General features: G+C 70.6%; 22 protein-coding genes and 1 pseudogene. 10 read left to right on the plus strand and 13 right to left on the minus strand.

The features are described 5' to 3' along the window. Nucleotides 1-300 precede the first annotated feature (300 nt). The 3 genes from OG294_RS00335 (at nt 301) to OG294_RS00345 (ending at nt 2,120) form a co-directional block, all read left to right on the plus strand. Nucleotides 301-804: a hypothetical protein gene (locus OG294_RS00335; protein WP_327064311.1), complete on the plus strand. Its 504-nt coding sequence runs from the start codon at nt 301-303 to the stop codon at nt 802-804. Nucleotides 805-839: 35 nt separating this feature from the next. Further along, nucleotides 840-1,184 (plus strand): transcriptional regulator, encoded by a 345-nt coding sequence (locus OG294_RS00340; RefSeq protein WP_327064312.1) that lies wholly within the window; start codon nt 840-842, stop codon nt 1,182-1,184. Nucleotides 1,185-1,724: 540 nt separating this feature from the next. Then, entirely contained in the window at nt 1,725-2,120 is a 396-nt protein-coding gene (locus OG294_RS00345) for a GGDEF domain-containing protein (protein ID WP_327064313.1), read from the plus strand. A gap of 203 nt (nt 2,121-2,323) precedes the next feature. On the opposite strand, the gene OG294_RS00350 is transcribed toward OG294_RS00345, so the two are convergent. Beyond that, complete coding sequence (locus OG294_RS00350; protein ID WP_327064314.1) at nt 2,324-3,010, minus strand: DUF6308 family protein; 687 nt, start codon at nt 3,008-3,010, stop codon at nt 2,324-2,326. 254 nt (nt 3,011-3,264) lie between these two features. Between OG294_RS00350 and OG294_RS00355 the strand changes: the two genes are divergently transcribed. The 4 genes from OG294_RS00355 to OG294_RS40970 all read left to right on the plus strand — a co-directional run bounded on the left by OG294_RS00355 (nt 3,265) and on the right by OG294_RS40970 (nt 7,485). After that, nucleotides 3,265-4,257: a trypsin-like serine peptidase gene (locus OG294_RS00355; protein ID WP_327064315.1), complete on the plus strand. Its 993-nt coding sequence runs from the start codon at nt 3,265-3,267 to the stop codon at nt 4,255-4,257. A gap of 669 nt (nt 4,258-4,926) precedes the next feature. Then, complete coding sequence (locus OG294_RS00360) at nt 4,927-5,844, plus strand: C1 family peptidase (protein ID WP_327064316.1); 918 nt, start codon at nt 4,927-4,929, stop codon at nt 5,842-5,844. A 352-nt stretch (nt 5,845-6,196) separates the two neighbouring features. Next, entirely contained in the window at nt 6,197-6,583 is a 387-nt protein-coding gene (locus tag OG294_RS00365; protein WP_327064317.1) for a barstar family protein, read from the plus strand. Between the two features lie 326 nt (nt 6,584-6,909). Then, a complete protein-coding gene (locus OG294_RS40970; RefSeq protein ID WP_442789091.1) occupies nt 6,910-7,485 on the plus strand; it encodes a transposase in 576 nt (191 codons plus the stop codon). A 527-nt stretch (nt 7,486-8,012) separates the two neighbouring features. On the opposite strand, the gene OG294_RS00375 is transcribed toward OG294_RS40970, so the two are convergent. The 4 genes from OG294_RS00375 to OG294_RS00390 all read right to left on the minus strand — a co-directional run bounded on the left by OG294_RS00375 (nt 8,013) and on the right by OG294_RS00390 (nt 11,717). Next, on the minus strand, nt 8,013-8,357 hold the full coding sequence (locus tag OG294_RS00375) for a hypothetical protein (RefSeq protein WP_327064318.1): 345 nt from the start codon (nt 8,355-8,357) through the stop codon (nt 8,013-8,015). Nucleotides 8,358-9,100: 743 nt separating this feature from the next. Next, a complete protein-coding gene (locus OG294_RS00380) occupies nt 9,101-9,778 on the minus strand; it encodes a DUF6585 family protein (RefSeq protein WP_327064319.1) in 678 nt (225 codons plus the stop codon). A gap of 209 nt (nt 9,779-9,987) precedes the next feature. Next, entirely contained in the window at nt 9,988-10,110 is a 123-nt protein-coding gene (locus OG294_RS00385) for a hypothetical protein (RefSeq protein WP_327064320.1), read from the minus strand. A gap of 533 nt (nt 10,111-10,643) precedes the next feature. After that, nucleotides 10,644-11,717, minus strand: a complete 1,074-nt coding sequence (locus OG294_RS00390) for a trypsin-like serine peptidase (protein ID WP_327064321.1) — start codon at nt 11,715-11,717, stop codon at nt 10,644-10,646. A gap of 645 nt (nt 11,718-12,362) precedes the next feature. On the opposite strand from OG294_RS00390, the gene OG294_RS00395 reads away from it, so the two are divergent. The 3 genes from OG294_RS00395 to OG294_RS00405 all read left to right on the plus strand — a co-directional run bounded on the left by OG294_RS00395 (nt 12,363) and on the right by OG294_RS00405 (nt 14,402). Beyond that, nucleotides 12,363-12,881, plus strand: coding sequence for a DUF6480 family protein (locus OG294_RS00395; protein ID WP_327064322.1), 519 nt, complete (start codon nt 12,363-12,365; stop codon nt 12,879-12,881). Between the two features lie 228 nt (nt 12,882-13,109). Continuing rightward, nucleotides 13,110-13,676 (plus strand): GNAT family N-acetyltransferase, encoded by a 567-nt coding sequence (locus OG294_RS00400; RefSeq protein ID WP_327064323.1) that lies wholly within the window; start codon nt 13,110-13,112, stop codon nt 13,674-13,676. Nucleotides 13,677-13,817: 141 nt separating this feature from the next. After that, nucleotides 13,818-14,402 carry a DUF3885 domain-containing protein gene (locus OG294_RS00405; protein WP_327064324.1) on the plus strand — a complete coding sequence of 195 codons (585 nt, stop codon included), beginning with the start codon at nt 13,818-13,820 and terminating at the stop codon, nt 14,400-14,402. 180 nt (nt 14,403-14,582) lie between these two features. On the opposite strand, the gene OG294_RS00410 is transcribed toward OG294_RS00405, so the two are convergent. From OG294_RS00410 to OG294_RS00445, 8 genes and pseudogenes are all read right to left on the minus strand, one after another. Then, the gene (locus tag OG294_RS00410) at nt 14,583-16,310 is read right to left on the minus strand and encodes a thiamine pyrophosphate-dependent enzyme (protein WP_327064325.1); all 1,728 of its coding nucleotides are present in this window, start codon (nt 16,308-16,310) and stop codon (nt 14,583-14,585) included. Between the two features lie 72 nt (nt 16,311-16,382). Next, the gene (locus OG294_RS00415) at nt 16,383-17,930 is read right to left on the minus strand and encodes an FMN-binding glutamate synthase family protein (RefSeq protein WP_442789092.1); all 1,548 of its coding nucleotides are present in this window, start codon (nt 17,928-17,930) and stop codon (nt 16,383-16,385) included. A gap of 120 nt (nt 17,931-18,050) precedes the next feature. After that, entirely contained in the window at nt 18,051-18,215 is a 165-nt protein-coding gene (locus tag OG294_RS00420) for a hypothetical protein (protein ID WP_327064326.1), read from the minus strand. Nucleotides 18,216-18,363: 148 nt separating this feature from the next. After that, nucleotides 18,364-19,908: a bifunctional phosphatase PAP2/diacylglycerol kinase family protein gene (locus tag OG294_RS00425; RefSeq protein WP_327064327.1), complete on the minus strand. Its 1,545-nt coding sequence runs from the start codon at nt 19,906-19,908 to the stop codon at nt 18,364-18,366. Nucleotides 19,909-19,936: 28 nt separating this feature from the next. Further along, nucleotides 19,937-20,164 (minus strand): hypothetical protein, encoded by a 228-nt coding sequence (locus OG294_RS00430; RefSeq protein ID WP_327064328.1) that lies wholly within the window; start codon nt 20,162-20,164, stop codon nt 19,937-19,939. Between the two features lie 72 nt (nt 20,165-20,236). Further along, the gene (locus tag OG294_RS00435) at nt 20,237-21,352 is read right to left on the minus strand and encodes an ABC transporter substrate-binding protein (RefSeq protein ID WP_327064329.1); all 1,116 of its coding nucleotides are present in this window, start codon (nt 21,350-21,352) and stop codon (nt 20,237-20,239) included. Between the two features lie 402 nt (nt 21,353-21,754). Beyond that, a pseudogene (locus OG294_RS00440) lies at nt 21,755-21,971 on the minus strand (aldo/keto reductase); the annotation flags it as partial. Between the two features lie 53 nt (nt 21,972-22,024). After that, nucleotides 22,025-23,233, minus strand: coding sequence for a phospholipase D-like domain-containing protein (locus tag OG294_RS00445; RefSeq protein WP_442789093.1), 1,209 nt, complete (start codon nt 23,231-23,233; stop codon nt 22,025-22,027). Nucleotides 23,234-23,318: the final 85 nt, after the last annotated feature.

Raw genomic sequence — 23,318 nt, forward strand, 5'->3', positions numbered from 1 at the left:
GGGCGCGTGGTGCACGGCGCGCGCCCCCTGACGGGCGGCGCGCTGCTTGCGGGCCCGTGGCGGGCCGGTCGACGAGGCACGACCGAGGGGTCGCCGGGGCCACCGTCAGCCACCTGTGCCCGGCCGGGCCTGCACCCCTCACGGCGGCCTGCGCCCTTCACCGCCCACTGAAACCGACCTGCCACGTGGGGGGGGTAGCACCTGCAGCGCCAGCGGGCGTGTCCTTCGCCGCCTACTTGCCTGAGGGGAAAGTGAGCGCTACTTTCCCCATAGGAAAGTCATCGCCGAGGGGAGAAGAGCATGAGTACGCCCAGCCCCGCCGAGGCCCGCGAAGCGCTGGCCCGTGTCCGCGAGGTCCGACTCGACGCCGCCCAATCGCTGCGCACGCCCTGGTGGCTGTGGGCGGCGGCCGGCGCTGTCGTGGCCCCGGTCCTCGCCGCCAACGACTTCGGCTCCGCCGCCGTGGTGGTCGCAAATCTCGGCTTCGGTGCCCTGGCCGTCGCCTGGGTCGTCGCCGGGCGGCGCAGCCCGCGCGTGGCCGCTGCCTCCGGCACCCTGCACCGCAGTGCCCTTCCCGGGTACGCCTGGCTGCCCGTCGTACTGGTGGGCCTCATCGTTGTCGTCGTCGAGCACTTCGCCGGCCCCGCCGTCTACCGCATGCTGACCGGCTCCGGCATGCCCGCCTGGATCCGCGAGCACCCGTACACCACCGTGGCGCTTCCGTACGCCCTCCTCAGCGTTGCCGTGGGCCTGCTGATCAGCGCGGTACTGCGGCGGCTGGCCCGCCGCGCGGCGACCCGATGAGCGCGACCGGACCGGCCGCCGGCATCGTCCCCGGCTTGGATCAGCTCCTCCTGGATCCGACCAGGTTGACCATCGTCTCGCTGGTGTCCGCGACCACCTGGTGCGAGTTCGCCTTCGTCCGCGACCATGCCGGGCTGAGCGACTCGGCGCTGTCCAAGCAGCTCACCACGCTCAGCGGCGCCGACCTCGTCGAGATCCGCAAGGGCTACGTCGGAAAGCGGCGCTGCACCTGGGTGCGGGCCACCGCCGGCGGCCGGGACCGGCTGCGCGCACACGTGGCCGCGCTCCAGCAGATAGCAGACCGCGCCGAGCAGGCCGCCGCGAACCACCCCGACGACGACGCCGACACGGGCGTGGGCCCCGGTGCCGACCCGCAGTGACCCCATGCCGCCCGACCCTCATCGCCGCGCTCCGCCTCGCCCGCTCCGCCGCCCGGCTGCGCTCCGTCGCCTCGGCGGCCTGAGCCCCGGCACCCAGTGGCACCCGGCGCGCGCCGCCCGCGACCGGGACCCCGCAGGTGGACACACCGGCAGCGTCCCGGCCGCGCTGAACACCGCCGATCAATGCACCCGGGAACCGCATCCGCGTACAGGCCAGCTACCGGACCGCCGCACCCCGGACGTCAACCCTGCAGAGCGGCCGTCCACCGTGCAGCGCCACAACCGAGGCCGCAGGTCGACCCGGCGTCGCTCACCGCTGCCCGGAGCGGTTCGGCTGCCGTGCACGCTCGTGAGCCGTCCGCCCCGCTCCCTTGGTACCGGCACGAGTTGCCGTCGGCGCGGCAGGCACGCAGGTCGCGCAGGTGAAGCCGATGACGCAGGTCGCACCCCGGGGAGCGGCTGCGCATCCACCCGGACGTCGACCCCCGGACAGACCCTCACTCCATGTCAGGAGAGGTGGAACAACCAACCATGGCCTACGTGAGCTCCACGACCGCAGTGGGGCAGCGGATCGCCCTCTGGACCGCACCCGAGGAGGTGGCCGCACGGCTCGGCGGCGACGAGTTCGTGGTCCTCGCACGGCGGGACCCACACCTGCAGGACCGGCTGACCGCGCTGCGCACCACCATCTGCGCTCCCGTCACCCACCAGGGCGTGTCCCTCACGGTCGGGGCGTCGCTGGGAACGGCCCGGGTGACACGATCCCACGACCTGTCCGCGGCACTGGGCCGGGCGGACCAGAAGATGTACGAGGCAAGGGCCGAGGCCGCCGAGGCCGTACCAAGAGGACCGACACCTACCGGTGGCAGCGGCGCCACCACGAGGAGGGCATCGCCTGCTCCGCCGTCCACCGCTTCCTCGAGCGGCTGGGCCTGAGCCAGCCGGACCTGAGCCGGCTGCGCTCCTCCCGGCGCCACCAGCGCCACGACAGGCGCCACCCCCGCTACGACAAGCAACTGCCCGGCAGCCAGGCGCTCGACGACCTGGGGACCATCGGCGCCTGAGCCGCCCGGCAGATCGATCGGTGGCGGCGAGGGACCCGGCCCGGGGCCGGCGCGCGGTGATCCGTTGACGGACCGTCAGCGGCAGGCGTGGCCGAGGGCGCGGTGGCCCATCCACACCGCCACGTCGCACACGCGCAGCGCGCTGACCGTCCGTGGCAGACCCGCGGCCTGCCTCAGGTCGAGCAGGCTCCGGTGCAGCGAACCGTCGTCCTCGGACAACGCGGTCCGAAGGGACAGCCAGAAGGACGGCGGGCGGCCCAGCGCGCACCGCACCACTCGGTCGTAGACCGGGAGCAGGCGCGGACGCTTCCGGGCCAGCAGCTTCCCTGCGATGACCCATCCGACATCGGGCCGGTCACGAAGCAGGTGCCAGGCCCGGTCCGCCGGTGAACCGGGGGCCAGGTCGGACGGATCGGTTCCGGTCATCTCCTGCTCCCTTGGAATGGCCCGCAGCAGAGCGGACAGCCGCACGCCGAGGGAACCCTCCAGGAGGTCGAGCGCGACCGGCGCCGGAACGGTGACGGACAGGGTCTGCACCGCGACCAGGTCCTCCGCCGTGATCCGGTCGGCGGTCCCGGGCCGGTCTCCCCCGCCGCCCAGGTGCTCGAACCGGCTGCCCGTGAACGGTGCCGCGCCCGGTGGCAGGCCGACCCCGAAGTACCGGCGCAGGTCGTCCACGACGCGATCGGCGCCGAGCAGCACACGCAGCCGCTGCCCCAGCGGGGACAGCGACGCGACGGAGAAACCGGCGGGAGAGGCCACGGGGTGTCCGTCCTTCGTCGTCGAGGGGCCGCACGGCCCGCGGGCCCCAGGCTATCCGCCGGGCGGCCGTGCTGAGCGGCCGTCAGCCGGCGGCGGAGTTCCCGGCCGAAGCCCCGGTCACCGGCCGGCGGATCCCGGCCCCCGGGCCGGGCGGGGTGTACGGCAACGGCCGCACTCACCCATGCCGTTCAGGAATTCGCGTGGCGATCGCGAAAGACGCCCGCCGGACCGTGCCCGGACCCGATACTGCGGACATGACAAAGTTTCCCGCCCGTCATGTCACCCCGTCACCGAAGAGGACGCGAGCCGTCAGGCGTGCCGCGGCAGTCGCGTCCGCCCTGCTGCTGGGCGCCGGGCTCGCGCCGGCGGCCTCCGCCGCAACGCCCAGCGCGGGCAGCTCGGATGCGGAGCAGCTCAGCACGTACTGGACCGCGGCCCGGATGACGGCCGCGCTGCCCGACCGGACCGAACCCGCCGCAGTGGCCGCGGCGCCCGCATCGGACGGGCCGCAGCCCGGCGAGTTCATCCCTCCGAGCAGGAGCTTCGACGGCATCCCGCAAGCCGGCACGTTCTTCTGGACCGACGCCGGCGGCACCGGCCGCACCTGCAGCGGCTCCGTGGTCCGCAGCCCCGGACACGACCTGGTGCTGAGCGCCGGACACTGCCTCACGGGATCCTCCGGCGCCTCCCCCAAGCGGCACCTGGGATTCGTTCCGCAGTACCACGACGGGCTCACGCCGCTCGGCATCTTCCCGGTCAAGGACGACGGCGTCTACATCTCGCAGGAGTACTACGACCAGGGTGAGCATGCCGGGGCCGCGTACGACTTCGCCTTCGCGGTGACCGAGCCCAACCAGGACGGCGTACGCATCCAGGACGCGGCCGGCTCAGTCGAGTTGCTCACCGGCACCGGCTACCAGCACGCTCCGGTACGGATGATCGGGTACCCGGCCGGCGCGCAGAAGCCCCTGGAGTGCCTGAGCTGGACCACCCGGTGGGTCAGCGACGACCCCGCGGATCCCGGCACCTTCGAACGCATCGCGTGCGACGGCTTCGTGGGCGGGACTTCGGGCGGCCCCATGCTGGTGCCGTGGCCGGGCGGATGGGCGGTGGTCGGACTCATCGGCGGCTACCACACCGGCGGCAACACCCCCCAGGTGTCCTACAGCGCCTACTTCGGCTCCGCCACCCGGGCCCTGTACGAAGCCGCGACCACCGGCGCACCCCCGGCGGGCCCGACCTCCTGAGCCCCACCCGGGCATCCCCGGCGGTCCGCCACCGGAATCGCGGAGCACGGTGGGAGGCCGACCCGTACGGGCCGGCCTCCCACCGTCTCGCATCAGCTGGACGGCGCCCCGGCGATCACGGACTGCGTCCGCCGGCGCATTCTCGCCACCGGGCGCGGGCAACAGGAGCAGGAGTGGCAGAGATCCGGGTCGTCAGATCCTTGCCGCACCGCTCTTCTTGAAGCCCCTCGTGGCCGGTTGACGCACCAATTCGATGGCGCAGTCAGCGCTTTCTTCTCCGACGCCGACGCGATACCGACCGGCACCCGAGCGGCGCACCCGATGCGGCGTGTGGAGCGGGCGCCCCTGGGACCGGCCGCAAGGCTCCCGACCAGCCCTGAGCTGACGCTTCGTCACTGTCGCGGGCGGACGGCCAGAACCGGAATCTAACTTCCTGTGAGTTTGCTGTCAAACCCTGAGAGAATCCTGTCCACTTCCCGCCATTTTCATGTTCTGCCCATGACAGGCAGGGGCTCCGGGCCCTACGGTGAGCAGCGCTCCGACTGACGTCGCGTCAACCGGAGCGAACGAACCCCCACTTTTCGCTCACCGTACCGAGCCGCCCCCACACGCGGCGCGGTGCGGCATGCCGGCAATCCAACAGCCGGCGCCCCCACAAGGAGCTCATCAATGCGTTCCCGCATAGCCATCGGCATCGCCGGCACCCTGGCACTGTCGTCCTGCCTGGCCCTGGCCGGCACCGCCACCGCCGTGACCCCCAACGCGCGGCCGGCCGGACACCACGTCCACCACAAGCACTTCGCCACCGGCCTCGACCTGACGGCTCTCAAGGCCCACCAGCACATGATGCGCCCCGCTACGGCCACCGCCCAGAGCCTGAGCGCGATCGCGCCGTTCGCCCGCTCGGGCGCCGCGCCCGCCAGCGCCGACCTGACCCAGTACGCGCTCTCCCCCGGCGACCAGGGCCAGGTCGGCTCCTGCGTCACCTGGGCCACCGGCTACACCGGCTACGGCGTCCTGATGAACGAGCAGGGCATCAGTGGCGCACCGATGGCCCCGATGTACATCTACTCGCAGATCGCCCAGGGCAACGACACCGGTACCTACGCGAGCGTCGCGCTGCCGATGGAGCAGCAGCAGGGCATCGACACCCAGTCCGACTACTGGCAGGGCACCACCGACTTCACCACCCAGCCGGATGCCAACGAGACGGCCAACGCGGCCAATTACAAGCTCTCGGGCTTCGTCGAGCTGCCCACCAGTGGCGACGCGGCACGCACCGCGATCGAGGACGCGATCTCCCAGGGCGAGCCGGTGCCGATCGGCTTCTCGGTCCAGCAGAGCTTCATGGACCTCAACTCCCAGACGGCGTCGGACTACAGCTACACGCCCGGCGACACCAGCAGCGACCCGGTGGTCGGCGGCCACGAGATCACCATCGTCGCCTACAACGACCAGGGTGTGACGATCGAGAACAGCTGGGGCACCAGCAGCTGGGGCAACGGCGGCTTCGCCAACCTCCCGTGGAGCTTCTTCAACGCGGGCGTGGTCGACGAGGCCCACGCCATGGGCAAGCTCGTCGCCTGACGCACCCGCGGGTCTGCCCCACCACCCACGCGGTGGGACAGACCCGCGGGTTCCCGGGTGAAGCGGGCCGCTGAAGTTCCCCGGCGTGCCGCACACCCGGGATGCAGGCGGTCACCCCGAGAGGGGTGAACCAGCCGACGACGTGCAGCGTGGTGATGAAGCCGGCCGGCACCGTGGCCAGGTGGACAGTTCCTCCACCTGGCCACGGTGCCGGCCGGCTTCAGCCGCAGGGTGCTCGGCTGGTCGGTCACCGACCACATGCATGGACTTCTTCGTCAGCACTGCCCAGACTCGGCCCGGACGCCGCTTCTTCCTCCGCCCATCATGTGCCGGTCGGTCTAGGCTCGGCTCCGTGACAACGACCTATCTGCTGGACGGGACCCGGATCCACACCCTCGAAGACTTCTGGTCCGAGATCGGTGCGGCCGTGAACGGGCCGGGCGGCTACTTCGGGCGAAACCTCGATGCGTTCGCGGACTGCCTCTTCGGGGGGTTCGGCACCCCCGATGACGGTGACTTCCGCATCGAGTGGCGTGACCACCAGGTCTCCCGAGGTGCCCTGGGGTACGCGGAGACGGCCCGCCAGCTGGAACTGCGCCTGGCCCGCTGTCATCCCTCGAACCGCCCGCAGGTCGCCGACGAACTGCGGGCCGCCAGGGCCGGACAAGGCCCGACCGTATTCGACTGGCTGGTCCAGATCATCGAGGACCACGCCCCCAGCGCCCTCCAACTGCGCTGACCTGCGGCCGCGGCGGCGGACCGGGCGCCGACTTCCGGCCCTCACGCTGCACCGTGCAGGTGTATTTCGCGTATCTGGGAGGTCCACCCCCCTCGTTCACCTCACATGACCGGACACAGAAGTCTGCGGCGCCTGGCCGCCGCCCCCTGTTCCTGACGGCCATCGTCGCTCCCACCGCGTCCCCGTCAAGCGCCGCGGCGCCCGCAGCCCACCCGGCACAGCGGGCGGTCCGTGACCTCCTCGAACCCCGGCTGCCCGTCGACCTGTTCCCACCCCAGGTCGACGAGGCGTGCCACAGCGAAGCGACCGCAGACCGGGCCGTGTGCGTGACCAGCGCGACGTGTTCGGCCCCGTCTCCCTCCGCCCCGACCGCCTGGCTGCAAGCCGACGAGACCGGAGGCCGCATACCCGCATCGCGCACCGGAGGGCGTGAACGACCGGGCCTGGTCCTGGACATCGATGGCACCCTTGTCACCTGCCACTCCGAGGGGGAGCAGTGCGCCGCCGTCTACAAACGCGGCTTCGGCTATCACCCGATGCTCTGCTTCCTCGACAGCACCGGCGCGGCCCTCGCCGGCATCCTGCGACCGGGCAACGCCGGGGCGAACACCCCGGCCGACCACATCAGTTTTCTTGGTCAAGCCCTCGCGCAGATCCCCAACGCCGACCGCCACGGCACCCCCGGTCCTCATCCGCGCCGACAGCGCGGGATCCAAACCGCCTTCTCCGTCCGGGTATGCCGTCACCGGACAGCGTTCCGGCCAGGTTGCCAGGGTGCTGGATCAGCGGGGCGTCGTCGGCGCCCGAAGTGTCCCGGACGTGGAGGCAGTTCCAGTACTCCGGGCTGGGGGTGTGGGTGCGCAGAACAAGCCCGGTCCAGGCTCTTGTCCTTCCGGGCTTGAGGGCTTTGTTTCCGCTGTTCAGGCGTGGGAGCGGCGGCCCCGGGGAGTGGTGACGTGTCGTGTCGTCGCTCTGGTGGAGGCCGGAGATGCCGGCGGTCGTGGGGCTGCTGGAAGAGCATGAGCTGACCGCTCGCCGTCGTGTCGCAGCACTGCGGAAGGAGGCAGACCGTTTCCAGGCCGAGTTGGTCGTGGCCGGGCAGGGGCCGGACCATCACCCACTCCGCATCCGACATGTCCGTCGGACAGCGGCGCCCACCTACCCCGTGGTCGCCGGCGTTCCCGAACCGGAGTCACACGCGAGAGTTGCCGAAGTGGACTCCACCCCGGTGATGCCGTACGCGTGCGACACCAGGGCCTCCTGGAGGGCTCGTCGGCTTCGACACCGTTCGAGCTACCAAGAGGCCCTGCTCTCATGCACGGTTGTCGCCACACTCACCCGATCGAGACTCCCGGCCGGCCGGCGCTACCCCTTCGAAGGAGTTGGCGTGTGGTGGACCGTGCTGCGAGCGCACGCGGTCAGGCGCCGCCTACTGGTTGAAGACGACGGAGCGGAACTTCACATTTGCGCCGCCGTGGCCGCCGCCCGACTTCAGGGGGAAGGACTCGCCCTCGCAGTCGACGTCGGTGTACACCGTCGCGATCGAGTTGGTCCGGTTGCGAGGGGAGTATGCGGGCGTCGAGTCCGGCTTGGCGACCTCTTCCAGAGTGATGCAATAACGCGCCCTCGGGTCGCGCAGGTAGCCTTCGAGGGTCTTGCCGTCGCGGTTGTACGTGAAGAAGAACTGGCCGGTCGCGGCGTGGGCCGAGGTCGGCAGGCTGACGGCGAGCGTGAGCGCGCCCAGGGCAACGGCGAGAGAAGTACGGAAACGCATGGAGGCATCCTTGGAGTTGGGAGTGGGGCTTTCCTCCCAAGGTGTCCTGTTCGGCGAGCTCTCAGAGCCCGTACGTTGCTCTGTCGCTCGTTTGGGTCACGCCGAATCCGCCAAGTGGCGGGCGTCCATACTCTCGGGTCCTCACAGACCCACCAGGCCGGGCCGTTTCTCCCAATCACTGGATCGTTGGTCCGACCGTGCTGTTGCCTGAGCCGCGGTGGGCGCGGGGACAGCCGTTGTTGTCGGACCGGCCGCCCGGTCGGACGATGTCCACAGCGATACGAGTCCTTGACCAGCATGAGCGCGTTGCAGGGCACACCTGGGGGGCACTCGAGAGCCAGAAGTGCCACCGACCGGCGCGAACCACCGAAAGTGGTTTCGCCTGGTCAGCGGCACTTCACGGTCGAACCCGCATGTCACGGGTTTGCGGTGTCGAAGGATCACCTCTTCGAGCCGCCACAACTGAACTCATGTACAGCGAGATCGGTACAGCAACGGCTTCTGGAAAGTCACCGTCAGCACGGCCGTCCGGTCAGGAACATGAAGAGGAATCTGACAGATCGACCGGACGAGCCCGCCGACAAGTCGCCCGGACACGCGCTCATCACCGCGGGTCGCGGCCGTCCCAGATGACAGGTCAGATCAGATCCTGCCTCTCGGCGCGCTACCGCAGGGACGGCCGGCCGGGTTCCCCGCCGCCGAGGGAGCGTGTCGTGTCGCTCGGGGCGTCACGCGGGTAGGGCTCAGCCCTTCAGCTCGTGGCACAGGTTGAGGAAGAGATCGACGTTGGGGATGTCCGCCGCCGAGCCGGGCCCCACGGCGAGCAGCTTGTTGATGCCGTCGAACGACACGCGGCCGTCGTTCGTCCTGATCTTGACGATGTCCGACCAGGCCGCCGTGCGCTTGTGGTCCGTCAGGCCGTGGCGGTCGGCTGTGAAAGGGCCGAAGTCCACGGTCTCGCCCCGCGCGATGCGGGTGAGCACCCCGGGCAGTTGCGCCCGGGTGATGCCGCGCAGCAGGTAGTCACCCCAGTCGCCCGGGTACTGGAACGGCGCGCCGCTCACCAGTTCGGTGATGCCGAACTGCTCCTTGTGCCGCTTGAGGAGGGTCCGGGTGCCCAGCCCGATGTTCAGCGCGTTGCCGCTCGGGTCGATCAGGGTGTAGCGGGCGTCCACCAGGCCGCCGTTGACGCTGCGGTAGTACCGCAGCGCCCGTGTCGTCCCCCAGTCGTACGCGGCCTCGAAGCCGTCGAAGCTGCTCACCACCAGGCCGCCGGTGTAGACGTAGAGCCGCCACGCCTGCCACTTGCGCTGCTTCCAGCCCTGCTTCGAAGCGAACGTCCTGACCCATTCGCCCAGACCGCGGCGCCCGGCGAGCACGGCGGCGGACGTGCTCGGCTGCTCGGCGAAGACCTCGTCCATGTGGTGACCCCCTGATTCGACTACGGATCAAGGTAGTTCAAGCCCCGCCGCGGCCGATAGCCCCCCGGACTCGGGCCGTCGTGACCAGGGCGGTGCTGTAGCCGTCCGCTCTCCCTTCTCAGAGGCGTTGTGTCCGCCGCCTTGGCCGCCGATGGGCCCGGTCGCCGAGACCGGACAGAGCTGGCTGGACTTCACCTGCTGATCCGCCGTCACCACACGCGATTGGGTGACGGATTGGCAAAGCCTTGGTCGGCGATGTCCGAACCGGCCCCGCGCTCCGGCTTGGCGTGGGTGAAGAGGTCTTCCGCCGTCCTCGACCAGGAGGTCACCATGCTCCACATCCCCGACCGCCTCTGGCTCCAGCCGGTGCCGGCATGAGGACCGCCCCGCTGCCCGGGATCCAGGCGCTCCTCGACAGCGCCCACCAGGCGGTGACGCTGGCCCCGTTCCTCGGCGCGGCCACCCTGGCCGTGACCGGGTCTGGGCCGCTGTGGCGCGGGGACACATCCGCAGGGCCCGGGCCGCGCTCGCCGAGCGCTCCTCGGAGCCGCCGACCCTGTCGACGCCTGGCTGCGCACGCGCGCGGGCAGCGCGTCAACCGCCTGACATGACTCCCCCTCCTGAGGGCTGTCCTGTGACGTCGGGGTCTCAGGCTTCGGACGTCGGTCGGCGTGCCCAGCGGAAGATCAGCCGGTCGGCAACGCCGGGCCTTGCTGCTGCGCAACCGGGCGATTCAGCGGCGGTCTGCCGGGGCGCGCTGGCATTCGTACTCGACTCGGTGCTCCTCGCGGCAGTGAGGATACGCACGGGCCGCCCGGGGGCGAGGCTGCGCCGGGCGGCCGCGGTGCGGGTGGCCGGTGCGGCGTCAGGTGACGCTGCCCTGCGCGTCGACCATCGACTTCACCGCGCTGTCGAAGTACGGGCTCTGGTTCCAGCCGGAGCAGTCGATGGCGGACATCACACCGTTGACATAGCCGATGCCACTGGAGTCGTCGAACTGCTGCAGCCAGGGTCCGCCGCTCGCCCTGCCGCCGAACATGCAGTAGATCCCGATGGTCCCGCTGAAGTAGCCCTGCGCGGTGGGGCCGGTGCACCACTGCTGGATCTCGCCGCCGCTTCGGTCGGTCGAGTAGTCGAGGATGGTGACGTCCACCTTCTGCGGGTAGTTCCAGGCAAGGCCCTGGCCGCCGGTGGCGTCCACCAGGCGGGTGCCGTTCAGCGGCCAGGTGGTCACCAGGCCCACGTCACGGCCGGGGGCACTGCTGTCCATCCAGGCGTTGAAAGTGCGGAACTGCTTGGCCGCGAACGTGCCGAACGGACGGTCCCCGGAGCGGTATCGGGGTGCGTAGGTCCAGTTGGTCATCCAGGTCCTGCCCTGGCCGCCGTGCACGCAGGAGCCGGCCGTGACCACCATCTGCTTGGAGGGGCTGTTGAGCGCGCTGCCGCTGCAGACATAGTCCTTCCCGTCACTCGGGTCGGTGAAGAACACCTTGCCGACCTCGGCGGACTCGGTGATCAGCGGGGCCCTCGTCCCGGCCCGGCTCGGGACGGTCGGCGTGACCGGTTCGATCCTGCCCGCCTCGCCGGTCGGCACGGCAGCGGGGGCGGCGCTGCCGGCGGGCGGTGTGCCGGGCTCCGGCACGTCGCGCGGGATCGCGTTCTTCATCCGTTCGGACGTCCAGTAGTCCTGCACCTTGCCCGCGGCGGCCGGCGAGTCGACGATGGTCCCGTCGGACAGCCTCGCCGGGGAACTGCTGCTGGTGGTCGCGCTCTGCCGGGCGGCCGACGCGGAGCTGCTCACCGACAACACGGCGGGACCGCCCGTCGGCTTGGCTGCGGCACTCCCGGCACCGGCGAACAGCAGGACGGCCGCCGCGGCCAGCGAGAGCACGGCGCCCGGTCGCGGGAGACAGCGCTCCGCCGGGCCGTCCTCGGACACCGGATCGGATTGACGCCATGTCAACTCGGGGCGCACGGCCCACCTCCAGAAGAGTCAGTGGTCTCCCCCACTGACGGCCACGCTAGAGGGTGGGCCGGGCCCGGGGCCGGTTCAGCTGGTCCAGTAGGGTTGGCAACCGAACCGGCACTCGGGCTCGGCCACTGCACGCCGACCGCGGCGGGCGTGGTGACGATGCGACAGGGCGACGCCCATTCCCCGGGTGACGCGCTGCTGATGAGGTGGATCGGCATGGTCGCGTTCGCCGCATGCGGCGGCGGCGTGGGGCCGCAACCGGCCAACACCGTCGGGCAATGCGGCATAGCGGCGACGCCTGCCGCGTCGGGGTTGGGCGGCGGCGTCGCGATCTCCCCGAGGTCCCGCTCGCCCGGTCCGCCCCAACCACCCCGTGGAGCTGCAGCGGCCGCGTCGCCGCCGCTCCGTGCTGTCCCGTGCTCGCTTGTTTCGGGCGCCTGGCGATTGCGGCCGTCAGTCGCGGTATCGGCCGCTGCGCAGGCCGGGGCGATGACAGCTGCTCGCGGCGCGTGTGAAGCGCGATCGCCGGGTATGCGCAGGGTCCACGGCGGGTGAGTCCACGCGCCATGAGGGTGCGGCGCTGCACCCTCCGGTCCGGCCGCAGGAGCAGTCATGGCAGAGAACGGGATACCGGCCCCGCACGGTGCGGGGATGGAGCCACGGTGGAGCACTGATCAGACCCTGGTCAGGAGCCGAGCAGCAGCGCGGGGCTGGCACATGGTGTGGGAGCCCGAAGGCCGGAACGGCGGTGCGGGCGGCCGGCTGCGGCTGACCCGGCCAGGACGAACCCTGGTCGCGCTCTTCTCCCACGACGGGGAGTTCGCCTACGGGCGGGCACTGGGCGCAGGCAGCGGCCGGCTGGAGCTGCTGCTGGCAGAGGTACTGGACGCGTTGGAGGAGGACGGCACGGCGGCCGGGACCGACAGCGGGCAGGCGGCAGGCGGGCGAGGGCGGCGGGCCGGGCCTGCACCGACCGAGACCCCGCCGGCGGAGGGGAGCACCACGGCCGGGATCTCGGTGCCCGAGCCGGTGGAGCTGCGGCAGGCGTGGGGGCCGTGGCCGCTGGTGGTCATCGGCTTGCTGGTGCTCTGCGTGGTCGTCTTCCTGGTCGCTCGCATCTTCGCCTGGTGAGGTGGGCGAGCCCGCCGAACGACGCTTGCGATGAAGTCGGCTCGAGAGAGATTCGCGCGTGAAATCGCGTATTGCGACACAATCATGCATGTTTTCGCCCATCACCCTTTGCGCACTCTCGGTCGCACGATGAGCGGACACGGCGTTCTGCCGGCCCGCCGAGAAAACCCCTTGCGAGTGCCCCGTATCGGATGTCTGATTGGTCGGCCACCGATCAGGAGACTGAACATGCGTAGGTCGCTTCCCGCCCCTTCGTTGCACACCGCTCGCCTCCGACTGCGTGCCTTCGAAGACGCGGATGCGAACGACCTCTTCGCACTGCACAGCAGCGCCTACGTGCTGCGCTACTGGGACGCGCCACCGTGGAGCGAACGCGTGCGCGCCGAGCAGTTCATCACGGCTTGCCGGCAGATGGCACAGGAGGGCACCGGGGCGCGGCTGGCCGTGGATCGTGTCTCCGACGGGGCGTTCATCGGCTGGTGCAGCCTGAGCAGGTGGAATCCGGACTACCGCAGCGCGTCGCTCGGCTACTGCTTCGACGATGCGGCCTGGGGCCACGGCTACGCGACCGAGGCCGCGCGCGCCCTACTGCGGTGGGCATTCGACACGCTGGACCTCAATCGCGTCCAAGCCGAGGCCGATACGCGCAACGTGGCATCTGCCCGCGTGCTGGAGAAACTCGGTTTCGTGCGGGAAGGGACGTTGCGGGAGGACTGCGTCGTCAACGGCGACGTCTCCGACTCGTGGGTCTACGGGCTGATCAGGCGGGAGTGGCGGCTGTCGGCGGGTTCATGACGACGTTCCTTCTGGCTGGATGCATCGGGCATCATGGTCGACGGTCGCAGGGCAAGGCGAGAACGTGTTCTGCAGGTGTCCGAGATCGGGCGAACCCCGCTGACGGAGCTGTGGCAGCCGCGGTGGGCCGACTGTCCCCCCGTGGCTCACCAGCTCCGCGGCCCGTACCGGGAGGTGTGGGTGCGTTTTCACAGCCTTCCCGAGTCGAAGCGGTACGCGCAGGACGATCACGAGTACGCCATCGTCCTGGACCGCTACAACACGCCGGGCCCGGTCCAGCCGGCCGGCCTGCGGACACAGATGCACATCGCCGCGATACCGGCGAAGGCGAGGAAGTGCTCGGCCTTGCGTTCGCTCGGCCCGGTCGCTTCCTTCGAGTTCGATGCCACCCCTCCTCGGCCGCGCCACGGAAAGCTCACCCCGAGTGTGGGCATCGTCGGTGTGCTCGACTCTCGAAGCATGGCAACAATCGTCGTGCTGCTTGAGCTGGAGCAGGATCAGGCTCTTGGTCCGGATGGTGTGGAGCCGGTGGTGATCGCAGTGCACGCAGCGGGTGCCGACCCGGACGTGCCCGAGGATCCGCTTCCGCGCACTCTCTGCGGGCTCGAAACCGAGCCGATGGAGCACGCCCACTACCGGCCGGCTCGACCGGGCGAGCCCTGGTATCCGCCAGGACTGTCCGACCGACGCTGCCACGCATGCGAGACGCTACTGAGATCGCTCTGAGGCGATGCCGGTCCCTGGGTGGCTGGAGGGACGCGGTGGGCGGCCGGAGGGCTATGGCCACCGGCAGTTGCTCGGTGGAGCGCGTCGACGGATATCGAGATGCACCTGGGCCGCACGGTCCGCGAGGCAATGCCGTTCCTGGACATCGCCGTGGTCGAGGCGTCGACGCGCCTGGTCCGCTCAGTCCTCGTTGCTCTGCAGCATCTCCTTGACCTTGGCGATGGCGAAGCCCCAGCCCTGCTGCACCGTCGGCTTTCCGGGGACGGCCAGCTCCTGAGGATTGGTCAGGACGTCCAGCAGGACCGGCCCTGGGGTGTCGAAGGCCCGGCGGACGCTGTCCTGGAGTTCGGCGGGGTCGGTGACGCGAATGCCGGTGAGCCCCAGGGCGGTGGCGACCGCGGCGAAGTCCGGGTTGTCCAGCTCGGTGCCGAACTCGGTCAGTCCGGCCTGTTCCTGCTCGAGTTTGACCATGCCCAGGCGGCGGTTGTCGAAGACCACGAGCTTCACCGGCAGCTGGTAGGTCCTGATCGTCATGAGGTCGCCGAGCAGCATGCTCAGGCCGCCGTCCCCGCAGAACGCGACGACCTGGCGGTCCGGCGCCCACAGCTGGGCCCCGAGGGCCTGCGGCATGGCGTTGGCCATCGAGCCGAGATTGAAGGAACCCAGCAGGCGCCGCTGCCCGTGCATCGTGACGAACCGGGAGAGCCAGACGGTGGCCATGCCGGTGTCGGAGGTGAAGATCGCGTCCGCGCTCGCGCAGGCGTCCACGGCGGCGGCCAGCGCCTCGGGACGGATCTCGTGGCTGCGGTTGTCCAGCGCGCTGCGCAGCCGTCCGAGCAGGTGCCTGTCGTGGCCGGGGTCGGCGAGGCGCTGCTGCGAGGCGCGCCAGCTGTCGAATCGCTCCCGGGTGGACTCCAGGTGGGAGCGGTCCTTGGCGGCGTCCAGGTGCGGGAGCAGTGCCCGCAGGGTGGCGCCGACGTCGCCGGCCAGGCCCGCGTCGACCGGGATCCGTCGTCCCAGGTTGCTTTCCTGAAGGTCGATCTGGACGACTTTGCAGTCGGTGGGGTACCAGTCGCGGTAGGGGAAGTCGGTGCCGAGCATGATCAGGGTGTCGCAGGTGTCGAGGGCGTAAGCGGCGGCGGGATTGCCGATCAGTCCGGTCTGGCCGACCTGGTACGGGTTCTCGCCCTCGAAGCCCTCCTTGGCCTTGAGGGTGAGGACCATCGGCGCGGCCAGCCGTTCGGCCAGCGCCAGGACCTCCTCGCGTGCGTCGCGGGCGCCGCGCCCGACCAGCAGGGTGGCCTTGGAGCCCGCATTGACGATCTCGGCCGCCTCGCGGATACCCGGCTCATCCGGGCGGGTGACGGGACGGGTACAGGGGAACCGTGCGGGGCGGTCGTCGGTCAGCTCCTGGTCGCCGAGGTCCCCGGGCACCGTCAGGACGGCCACGCCGCCTTCGCTGATCGCGGCGCGGACGGCGGCCTCCAGCATGCGCGGCATCTGGTCCGGGGAGGTGACGGTGTTGCGGTAGACGGCGACGTCGCGGAAGAGCAGGTCGTTGTCGACCTCCTGGAAGTAGTCGCTGCCCAGCTCGGCCAGGGGCACCTGTCCGGCGATGGCGAGGACCGGGGTGCGGCTCTTGGCCGCGTCGTAGAGGCCGTTGAGCAGGTGCACGGAGCCCGGGCCGACGGTGCCCATGCACACGCCCAGGCGTCCGGACAGTTGGGACTGCGCGCCGGCCGCGAACGCGGCGGCCTCCTCGTGGCGGCAGCCGACCCAGGCGACGCCGTCGGTGGTGCGGATGGCGTCGGTGAGCGGGTTCAGCGCGTCGCCGACGACGCCGAACACATGGCGAACGCCCAGTTCCTGCAGGGCGTCGACGATCACTTGGGCAACGGTGCGTGCCATGGGCGGGTCCTCCGGTTCATTCGGTGAAGCACGGCCTCGTGTTCACGCTTCTCATTCGGGCAGGTCGCCCAGTCACGCGGTGAAGTGGTCGGGGTGCGCGGCGTGCCAGTCCTGGGCCCAGGCTTCGGGGGCGTCGTTGATGAGTTGCCCTGGGGCGAGCTGCGGGTACAGCTCGGCGTAGGAGCGGATGGTCTGCGGGTCGATCCTGCGCCGAAGCATGTGCGGGCGCAGCTGGGACGGTTCGTCCACGCCCATGGCCGCCATGATCTGCAGGGCGCTCTTGACCGTCGCCGCCTGGAAGCGCTCGACGCGCTGCGACTTGTCGCCGACGTCCAGCGCCCGGGCCCGGCGCGGGTCCTGCGTGGTCACGCCGGTCGGGCAGGTGTTGGTGTGGCAGCGCTGGGCCTGGATGCAGCCGACGGCGAACATCATGGCCCGGGCGGCGTTGGTGTAGTCGGCGCCTTGGAGCAGCCGCTTGACCACGTCGCCGCCGGTGGCGACCTTGCCGCTGGCGCCGATCCGGATCCGGTCCCGCAGTCCGGCCCCCAGCAGAGCATTGTGGACGGTCATCAGGCCCTCGGTCAGGGGCATGCCCATGTGGTCGGCGAACTCCAGCGGGGCCGCGCCGGTGCCGCCCTCGGCGCCGTCGACGATGATGAAGTCCGGGGTGACGTCCTCCTCCAGCATGGCCTTGCAGACGGCGAGGAACTGGCGGCGGGAGCCGACGCAGAGCTTGAAGCCGGTGGGCTTGCCCTCGGCCAGTTCGCGCATCCGCGCGATGAAGCGGACCAGCTCGCGCGGTGTCGAGAAGGCCTTGTGGTACGGCGGCGAGACGACCGTCCTGCCCTGCGGGACGCCGCGGACCTCGGCGATCTCGGCATTGACCTTCGCGCCGGGCAGGACTCCGCCGATGCCGGGCTTGGCGCCCTGGCTGAGCTTCAGTGACACGCACTTGACCTGCGGGTGGGCGGCCTTCTCGGCGAACTGCTTCTCGTCGAAGGCGCCGTCCTTGGTCCGGCAGCCAAAGTAGCCCGTGCCGATCTCCCACACCAGGTCGCCGCCGGGCCGCAGGTGGTACTCGGAGAGCCCGCCTTCGCCGGTGTCGTGGGCGAATCCGCCCAGCGCAGCACCGGTGTTGAGGGCCAGCACGGCGTTGGCGGACAGCGACCCGAAGCTCATGGCCGAGACATTGAGCAGCGCCATGTCGTAGGGCTGGGAGCAGTGCGGGCCGCCGATCCGCACGCGCGGCGGGTCCGAGCGCACCGCGCGCGGGGCCATGGAGGGGAGGAGGAACTCGCGGCCGCTCTCGTACAGATCGAGTTCGGTGCCGAACGGCTCCTCCGCGTCGGTTCCTTTGGCCCGCTCGTAGACGATGCTGCGGGTGTCACGGTCGAAGGGTCGCCCGTCGACGTTGCGCTCGACGAAGTACTGCTGCACCTCCGGACGGATGCCCTCCAGGGCGAACCGCAGATGGCCCAGCACCGGGTAGTTCCGCAGGATCGCGTGCCTGCGTTGCAGCAGGTCCCATCCCGCCAACAGCAGCACGGCCACCAGCGGACCGGCCGCCAGCCACCACCACGGCGACACCAGCGCAGCCGCCACGACAGCGACGACGGCCACGAAGCCCAGCAGAGCAACCCACAATGTTTTCAGCACAGCCACCGTCTAACCCGAATCACGGCGGCCAAGCCACCTTCGGCGCCGCAGACCCCGGAAGCGGCCCGGGCCTGGCCCGTCGGGTCAGGCGTTGTCCGTGCGGGGGAAGACGTACTCGTCAAGGACCAGGCCGAGCGCGACCGCGGCCGGCACCGCGACGAGCGCGCCGGCGAGGCCTGGCAGCGCGCCTCCGACGAGGACCGCGATCGCCGAGGTCAGCACGTTGCCCAGCACGGCCGTTGGAGGCACGACGACCGCCGGGCCCCCGATCGGGCAGAACCCCGCCGACCAGGAGGGCGGTCAGCTCACACCCCTGGTACGACAGATCGCCCGGGTGCAGATCAAAGCTCGTAGAACGACCTCGCGAATCCTGACCCGGTTCGGGCCCCGTCCCGGGTCACGGTATGGCGGGTCGCTCGGGTCGGTAGACGGTCAGGCCCCTGGCGGCGTTACTCAGCCGCAAGCGGTCGGGGGCCTCCACGATCTCGCCGTCCAGTGACATGTGGGTGATGTCGTGAAGACTCGTGAGGTCGAGTGCGGACAGTCGCGCCGCGCGGTAGACCCGGGAGCGGGCGAGAGTGCCGGAGAGGAAGGCGGCGACGAGCCTGGTCCGGGCGAACGGGTGACTGCCGTCCACCACTCGGATGTCGAGCTTCCCCTCGTCCAGCGCGCTGCGGTGGCTGGGGGCGAGGCCCGGCGGGTCGTAGGATCCGTTGCCCGCGAAGAGTAGCCACACCTGTCGGGGCTCTCCCGCGACCTCCATCCGGACAGGCTCGGCAGTGGCGAGCACGCGGACCAGTGCCACGGCCAACGCCGGCCACTTGCCGAGACGCTTCTCCAACTTCTCTCTGATGCAGACGAGTTCAGGATAGACGCCCAGGCTGAAGGTATTGAGGAACAGGTGGCTGTCCCCGGAAAGGGATACCCGGCCCACGTCCACGGCGGCGCCGCTGCCGGCCTCAACCGCCTCGGCCGTCGAGCGCAGGCTGTGCGTCCCGAGGTCGACCGCGAAGTGGTTGAGGGTGCCCCCGGGGAACACCGCCAGCGGCAGGCCCCGCTCGGACGCCATCGAGGCGGCCAGGTGGACCGTCCCGTCCCCGCCACACACGCCCAGCGCCCGGCAGCCTTCAGCGGCTTCGGCCATCACCTTCGCCAGGTCATCCTCGTGGCCGCACACCCGGATGTCGGCCGCCGGCAACAGCTCGCGCAGCTCGGCGACCACGCCGTCGGGGTCGGCGTCAAAGCCTGGCAGGAGCGAGCTGCCCGATCTGCTGTTCACCACCACACTCAGTCCTTCGCCACGTGGTAGCGCCGGGACGGCGACGCCCGGCCGTGCGGCGCTGGCCGGGCTGTCGGCCCGACGAGGCCACCAGCGCAGCGTGAGTGCGGCCATCGAGGCGCCGAGGGCAGCCCCCGCGATCACGTCGCTGGGATAGTGCGCGCCGACGTAGACCCGGGAGGCCATCACCGCGCCCGCCACGGGCGCCGCGATCGCGCCCAGCGCCGGTGACTCCAGCGCGAGACCGGTGGCGAAGGCGGCGGCCGACGCCGAGTGCCCCGACGGGAAGGACGTGGTGAAGGGCTGCCGGGCGAGCCTGCGAACCAGTGGTACGTCGTTGAGCAGCGGCCGTTGACGTCTCGTGACGGACTTCGCCACCAGGTTGGCCGCCGCCGAGGCCAGGAGAAGCGATCCCACGCCGCGCAGCGCGGCCCTGCGAGCGGCGCGGTCACCACTGGCCGCCAGCAGCCCCGCCGAGGCCGTCCACAGGACGCCGTGGTTCGCAGACCGGCTCAGCCGGGGCAACCAGACATCGACGCCGCGCAGTCGTGCGCGCGCCACCCGCGTGAAAAGCCTGCTGTCGAGTTCCGCGATCCGTCCCATGAGTGCTCGGCTACCCCTCTGAGCGCTCCGCATGCACGCACCGACAAGTACCGGCGACACGAGCCCGCCTGATTGACACGCAGATGGCTCAGGTCTCGGCGACGGGCCGGGCCCGGCCCATCCACCAGCACTCCTCCCCCGCTGCGGTCCCGTTGCCGAACCAGGACCGGTACTGCCGGGGCTTGAGCGCGTCCTCGCGCAACCAGCGGCGCACCGTGGACGCGGAGGCGGTGTCGGTGATCCCGCGCGCGGTCAGCTCGGCAGCCAACTCCGGGCAGGTCCAGCGCGACAGCGGCACGCCGGTCTCGGCGGGCAACTGGCAGGCCAGCGCCTTGGCGAGTCGAGTTTGGACAGATCCGGGAAGTCGGACCTCCGTGCTCTCCTCGGCTCAGCCGGCGTGAAGGATCCGGAAGCGATCGGGTTCCGCCGGATCTCGATCAACGACTTGGATCGGCGTCCCAGCCCATTGCCAGACGCTGGTGCCCGGCGCGCGGGAGAACTGGATCTGCCCGCGGGTGCCTACGACCACGACGCGCGGCCAGGATTCGGCGATGCGTGCCCGGTCCGCACCGTGAGAACGCAGCACATCGGCGAGGACGATGACCGTGTCGTAGCCCTCGAAGGCGACGAAGGAGGGCGCTTCGCCCAATTGCTCGCGCAGGGCCTTCTCGACTCGTGCACCGAGTGGGCTGAGGCCCTCGGGCGGCAAGTAGCGCAAGAACGGGACCCCGGCGCCGTCGTCGCCCAGCGATGTCGCCCATTCGGCGAACTCCGGTTGCCCGGCCGGAGCACCGATCAAGATCTCGGCGAGGCGCTGGTCGCCGCGGACGGACTTGACGATCGGCACTGCCGGATCCGGGTGGCCGACCAGCAGAAGAAGGGCCGTCGCCCGATTGTCGGCGAGTTCGTCGCACACGTCCGCGGGGGTGAGCGCACTCATGTCGAGTTCGACGACGGTGCCGCCGCGTGCAGCGAGGTGGTCCCGCACAATGCGGGTACCGGTTGCCCAGTAGACACTCGGCTGGGCCGCTACGGCGATGCGACGGTGGCCCGCGCCGAGGAGGAAGTCCGCGTAGACCTGCCAGCCGCGGGACTGCGGCGGGGAGAGGCGCGCGACCCATTCCGTCGGCTGTTCGGTGAGCGCGTCGAGAACCGCTGAAGAGCAGAGGAACGGCAGGCCGAGGGCGTCGGCCCTGCCGGCAGCGGCGCGCGCGACGACGCTGTGGTACTCCCCCGCCAAGGCGGCCACCCCCAGGCCGGCCAATTCGTCCACGGCCGCCGCGGCCCTCTGTGGATCAGCCGCGGTGTCTCGGACCACCAGCTCAAGTGGTCTTCCGCTGATCCCGCCGACTTCGTTGACTTCGCGAACGCCCAGCTCCAGTCCGGCGAGCAAGTGCTGGCCCGCCTCGACCCAGCCGGGCCGAGTCAGCGGAACGAGAGCGCCGATCCGGATGGACGATCCGTCAGTCCGCTCCGCCCCAGCCGGCGATGGTGGCGTACTCATGCGTGGCGTCTCCCTTGTGACGAGTCGGTGCAGTCCGCCCGGTGCGCAGAGCGGCAAGGCCCGGTGGTACGCGTTCATCTCATCTCGCCGTGGCGGGCGCACCTAAATGATCACGCCGGACATTGCATCCACCACCATCGCCAACTGGCAACCGATTATTTCCAGGTGCCCCCTGACTGCACCTGCGGCCTCCACCTCGCCGGACCGACCCTGCGATCCTCACTCCGCCTGTGCCTGACCTCACGTCAACCCCCGAAGGACTTCCGGCGTCGTCGACCACCAAGTGATCGATCTCGGCATGCCCAGCTTCAGCCAGATCGCGACACGGATCAGTACGGCAGGAGGGCCGTCAGGTCAACCAATCGACCCAGCTCAGGAGCGGTCGGTGGACGTCAGCTTCTTCGGCGCCCACGGGCACGTTCCGCTGCGCGTGGCCGGCGCAGAGCGGGAGCATCTCCCGCTCTGCTTCCCGGTGGATGAGGTTGTAGTGGTCCTGCATCGACACGAACCGGGTCCAGCCGTTCAGGTCAGCCAGGTACAGGGCCTTGGCGAACTGCCAGGCGTACATGGAGGAGGCTCCGATGTAGCGGACCTTCCCGGACTTGACCACGTCGTGCATCCGCCCGGTGAGGCTCGCGGCGCTCGCGACGGCGCCCCTACCAGCGGGATCTTTTACAGGAAATGTCGGATCGGTGCCGTGGAGGCCTCGAGCACGCGTCGGCCTGCGGAGCGGCGACGCCAGCGCGCCGGGTCGAGGGGTTCGCTGCGGGCGAGGTCCTCGTCGAAGTGCTGGTCCAGGCGCGCGGTGAACCTCTCGTCGACGGCGGCGAGCATGATCTCCTCGTCGTGGTCGAGGGAACGGCGGTTGAAGTTGGTCGACCCGACCAGGGTGGCGATACCGTCCACGGTCAGTACTTTCGCGTGCATCATCGTTGGCTGGAACTGCCAGATCTTCACGCCGCACGCAGTGAGTTCCTCGAAGAAGCGCTCGCCGGCGAGCTGGCACACGCGCTTGTCGGTGTGCGGCCCGGGCAGCAGGATCTCCACCTGCACGCCCCGGGAGGCCGCTGTGCAGAGCAGGTCGATGAAGTAGTGGTCGGGGGCGAAGTAGGCGGTTGCGAGACGCAGCCGCTCCTGGGCGGAGGTGATGACGACGCGTAGCAGGGTCTGCATGTCCTGCCAGCCCACGCTGGCCGACCCGCGGACGACCTGGACGACGGCGTCGCCCGGCTGTTCGTGTTCGCCGAACCGGTCCGCCGCGTCGTAGAGCGCGTCCTCGCGGCATTCGGCCCAGTTCTGGGCGAAGGCGGCTGCGATGCCGTCCACCGCCGGCCCGCGGACCTGGACGTGGGTGTCGCGCCACTCCTGCGGGTTGCGTGCGTCGCCGCACCATTCCTCGGCGATGCCGACGCCGCCGGTGAATGCCGTTCGGGCGTCGATGACGAGGACCTTGCGGTGGCAGCGGTGGTTCTGCTTCAACGGGGAGAGCCAGGCCGGCCTGCGGAACCAGGCCACCTGGACGCCGGCGGCGTCCATCAGGTCCAGGAGGTCCCGTTCGATCAGGCGGCTGCCGAAGCCGTCCAGAAGCAGTCGCACCCGGATGCCCTGCTGTGCCTTGCTGGCCAGCGCGTGGGCGAAGTGGTGGGCGATGTCGCCGCGCCAGTAGACGAACGTCGTCATGTCCACGGTGTACTGGGCTTCGTGAATGGCCTGGAGCATCGCGGGGAAGATCTCGTCCCCGTTGCGCAACGGCACGAGCTCGTTGCCCTCGGTCGCGGCGATTCCTATCAGCCGCTCCAGGCGCCGCCGCAGGGCCTGCTTCCGTGTGGCGAGATCCTCCGAGGGCTGGTCGGTGGGCCGGGTGTCGCTCTCGTGCAGCACGTGTTCTCCCTACATGGTGGTGGCAGCATCATCGAATCAGCGGCCGGAACGCGAACTGTGTTCTGTCCCGGCCCGCCTGGCCGAC

The organism is Kitasatospora sp. NBC_01302, assembly GCF_035976515.1.
In the GTDB taxonomy this organism is placed as follows: Bacteria; Actinomycetota; Actinomycetes; order Streptomycetales; family Streptomycetaceae; genus Kitasatospora.

What these genes read in the sequence shown, in the direction of transcription:
- OG294_RS00335 (WP_327064311.1), top strand. Translation starts at nt 301, where the DNA reads ATGAGTACGCCCAGCCCCGCCGAGGCCCGCGAAGCGCTGGCCCGTGTC.
- OG294_RS00355 (WP_327064315.1), top strand. Translation starts at nt 3,265, where the DNA reads ATGACAAAGTTTCCCGCCCGTCATGTCACCCCGTCACCGAAGAGGACG.
- OG294_RS00360 (WP_327064316.1), top strand. Translation starts at nt 4,927, where the DNA reads ATGCGTTCCCGCATAGCCATCGGCATCGCCGGCACCCTGGCACTGTCG.
- OG294_RS00375 (WP_327064318.1), bottom strand. Translation starts at nt 8,357, where the DNA reads ATGCGTTTCCGTACTTCTCTCGCCGTTGCCCTGGGCGCGCTCACGCTC.
- OG294_RS00380 (WP_327064319.1), bottom strand. Translation starts at nt 9,778, where the DNA reads ATGGACGAGGTCTTCGCCGAGCAGCCGAGCACGTCCGCCGCCGTGCTC.
- OG294_RS00385 (WP_327064320.1), bottom strand. Translation starts at nt 10,110, where the DNA reads ATGGTGACCTCCTGGTCGAGGACGGCGGAAGACCTCTTCACCCACGCC.
- OG294_RS00395 (WP_327064322.1), top strand. Translation starts at nt 12,363, where the DNA reads ATGGCAGAGAACGGGATACCGGCCCCGCACGGTGCGGGGATGGAGCCA.
- OG294_RS00400 (WP_327064323.1), top strand. Translation starts at nt 13,110, where the DNA reads ATGCGTAGGTCGCTTCCCGCCCCTTCGTTGCACACCGCTCGCCTCCGA.
- OG294_RS00410 (WP_327064325.1), bottom strand. Translation starts at nt 16,310, where the DNA reads ATGGCACGCACCGTTGCCCAAGTGATCGTCGACGCCCTGCAGGAACTG.
- OG294_RS00435 (WP_327064329.1), bottom strand. Translation starts at nt 21,352, where the DNA reads ATGAGTACGCCACCATCGCCGGCTGGGGCGGAGCGGACTGACGGATCG.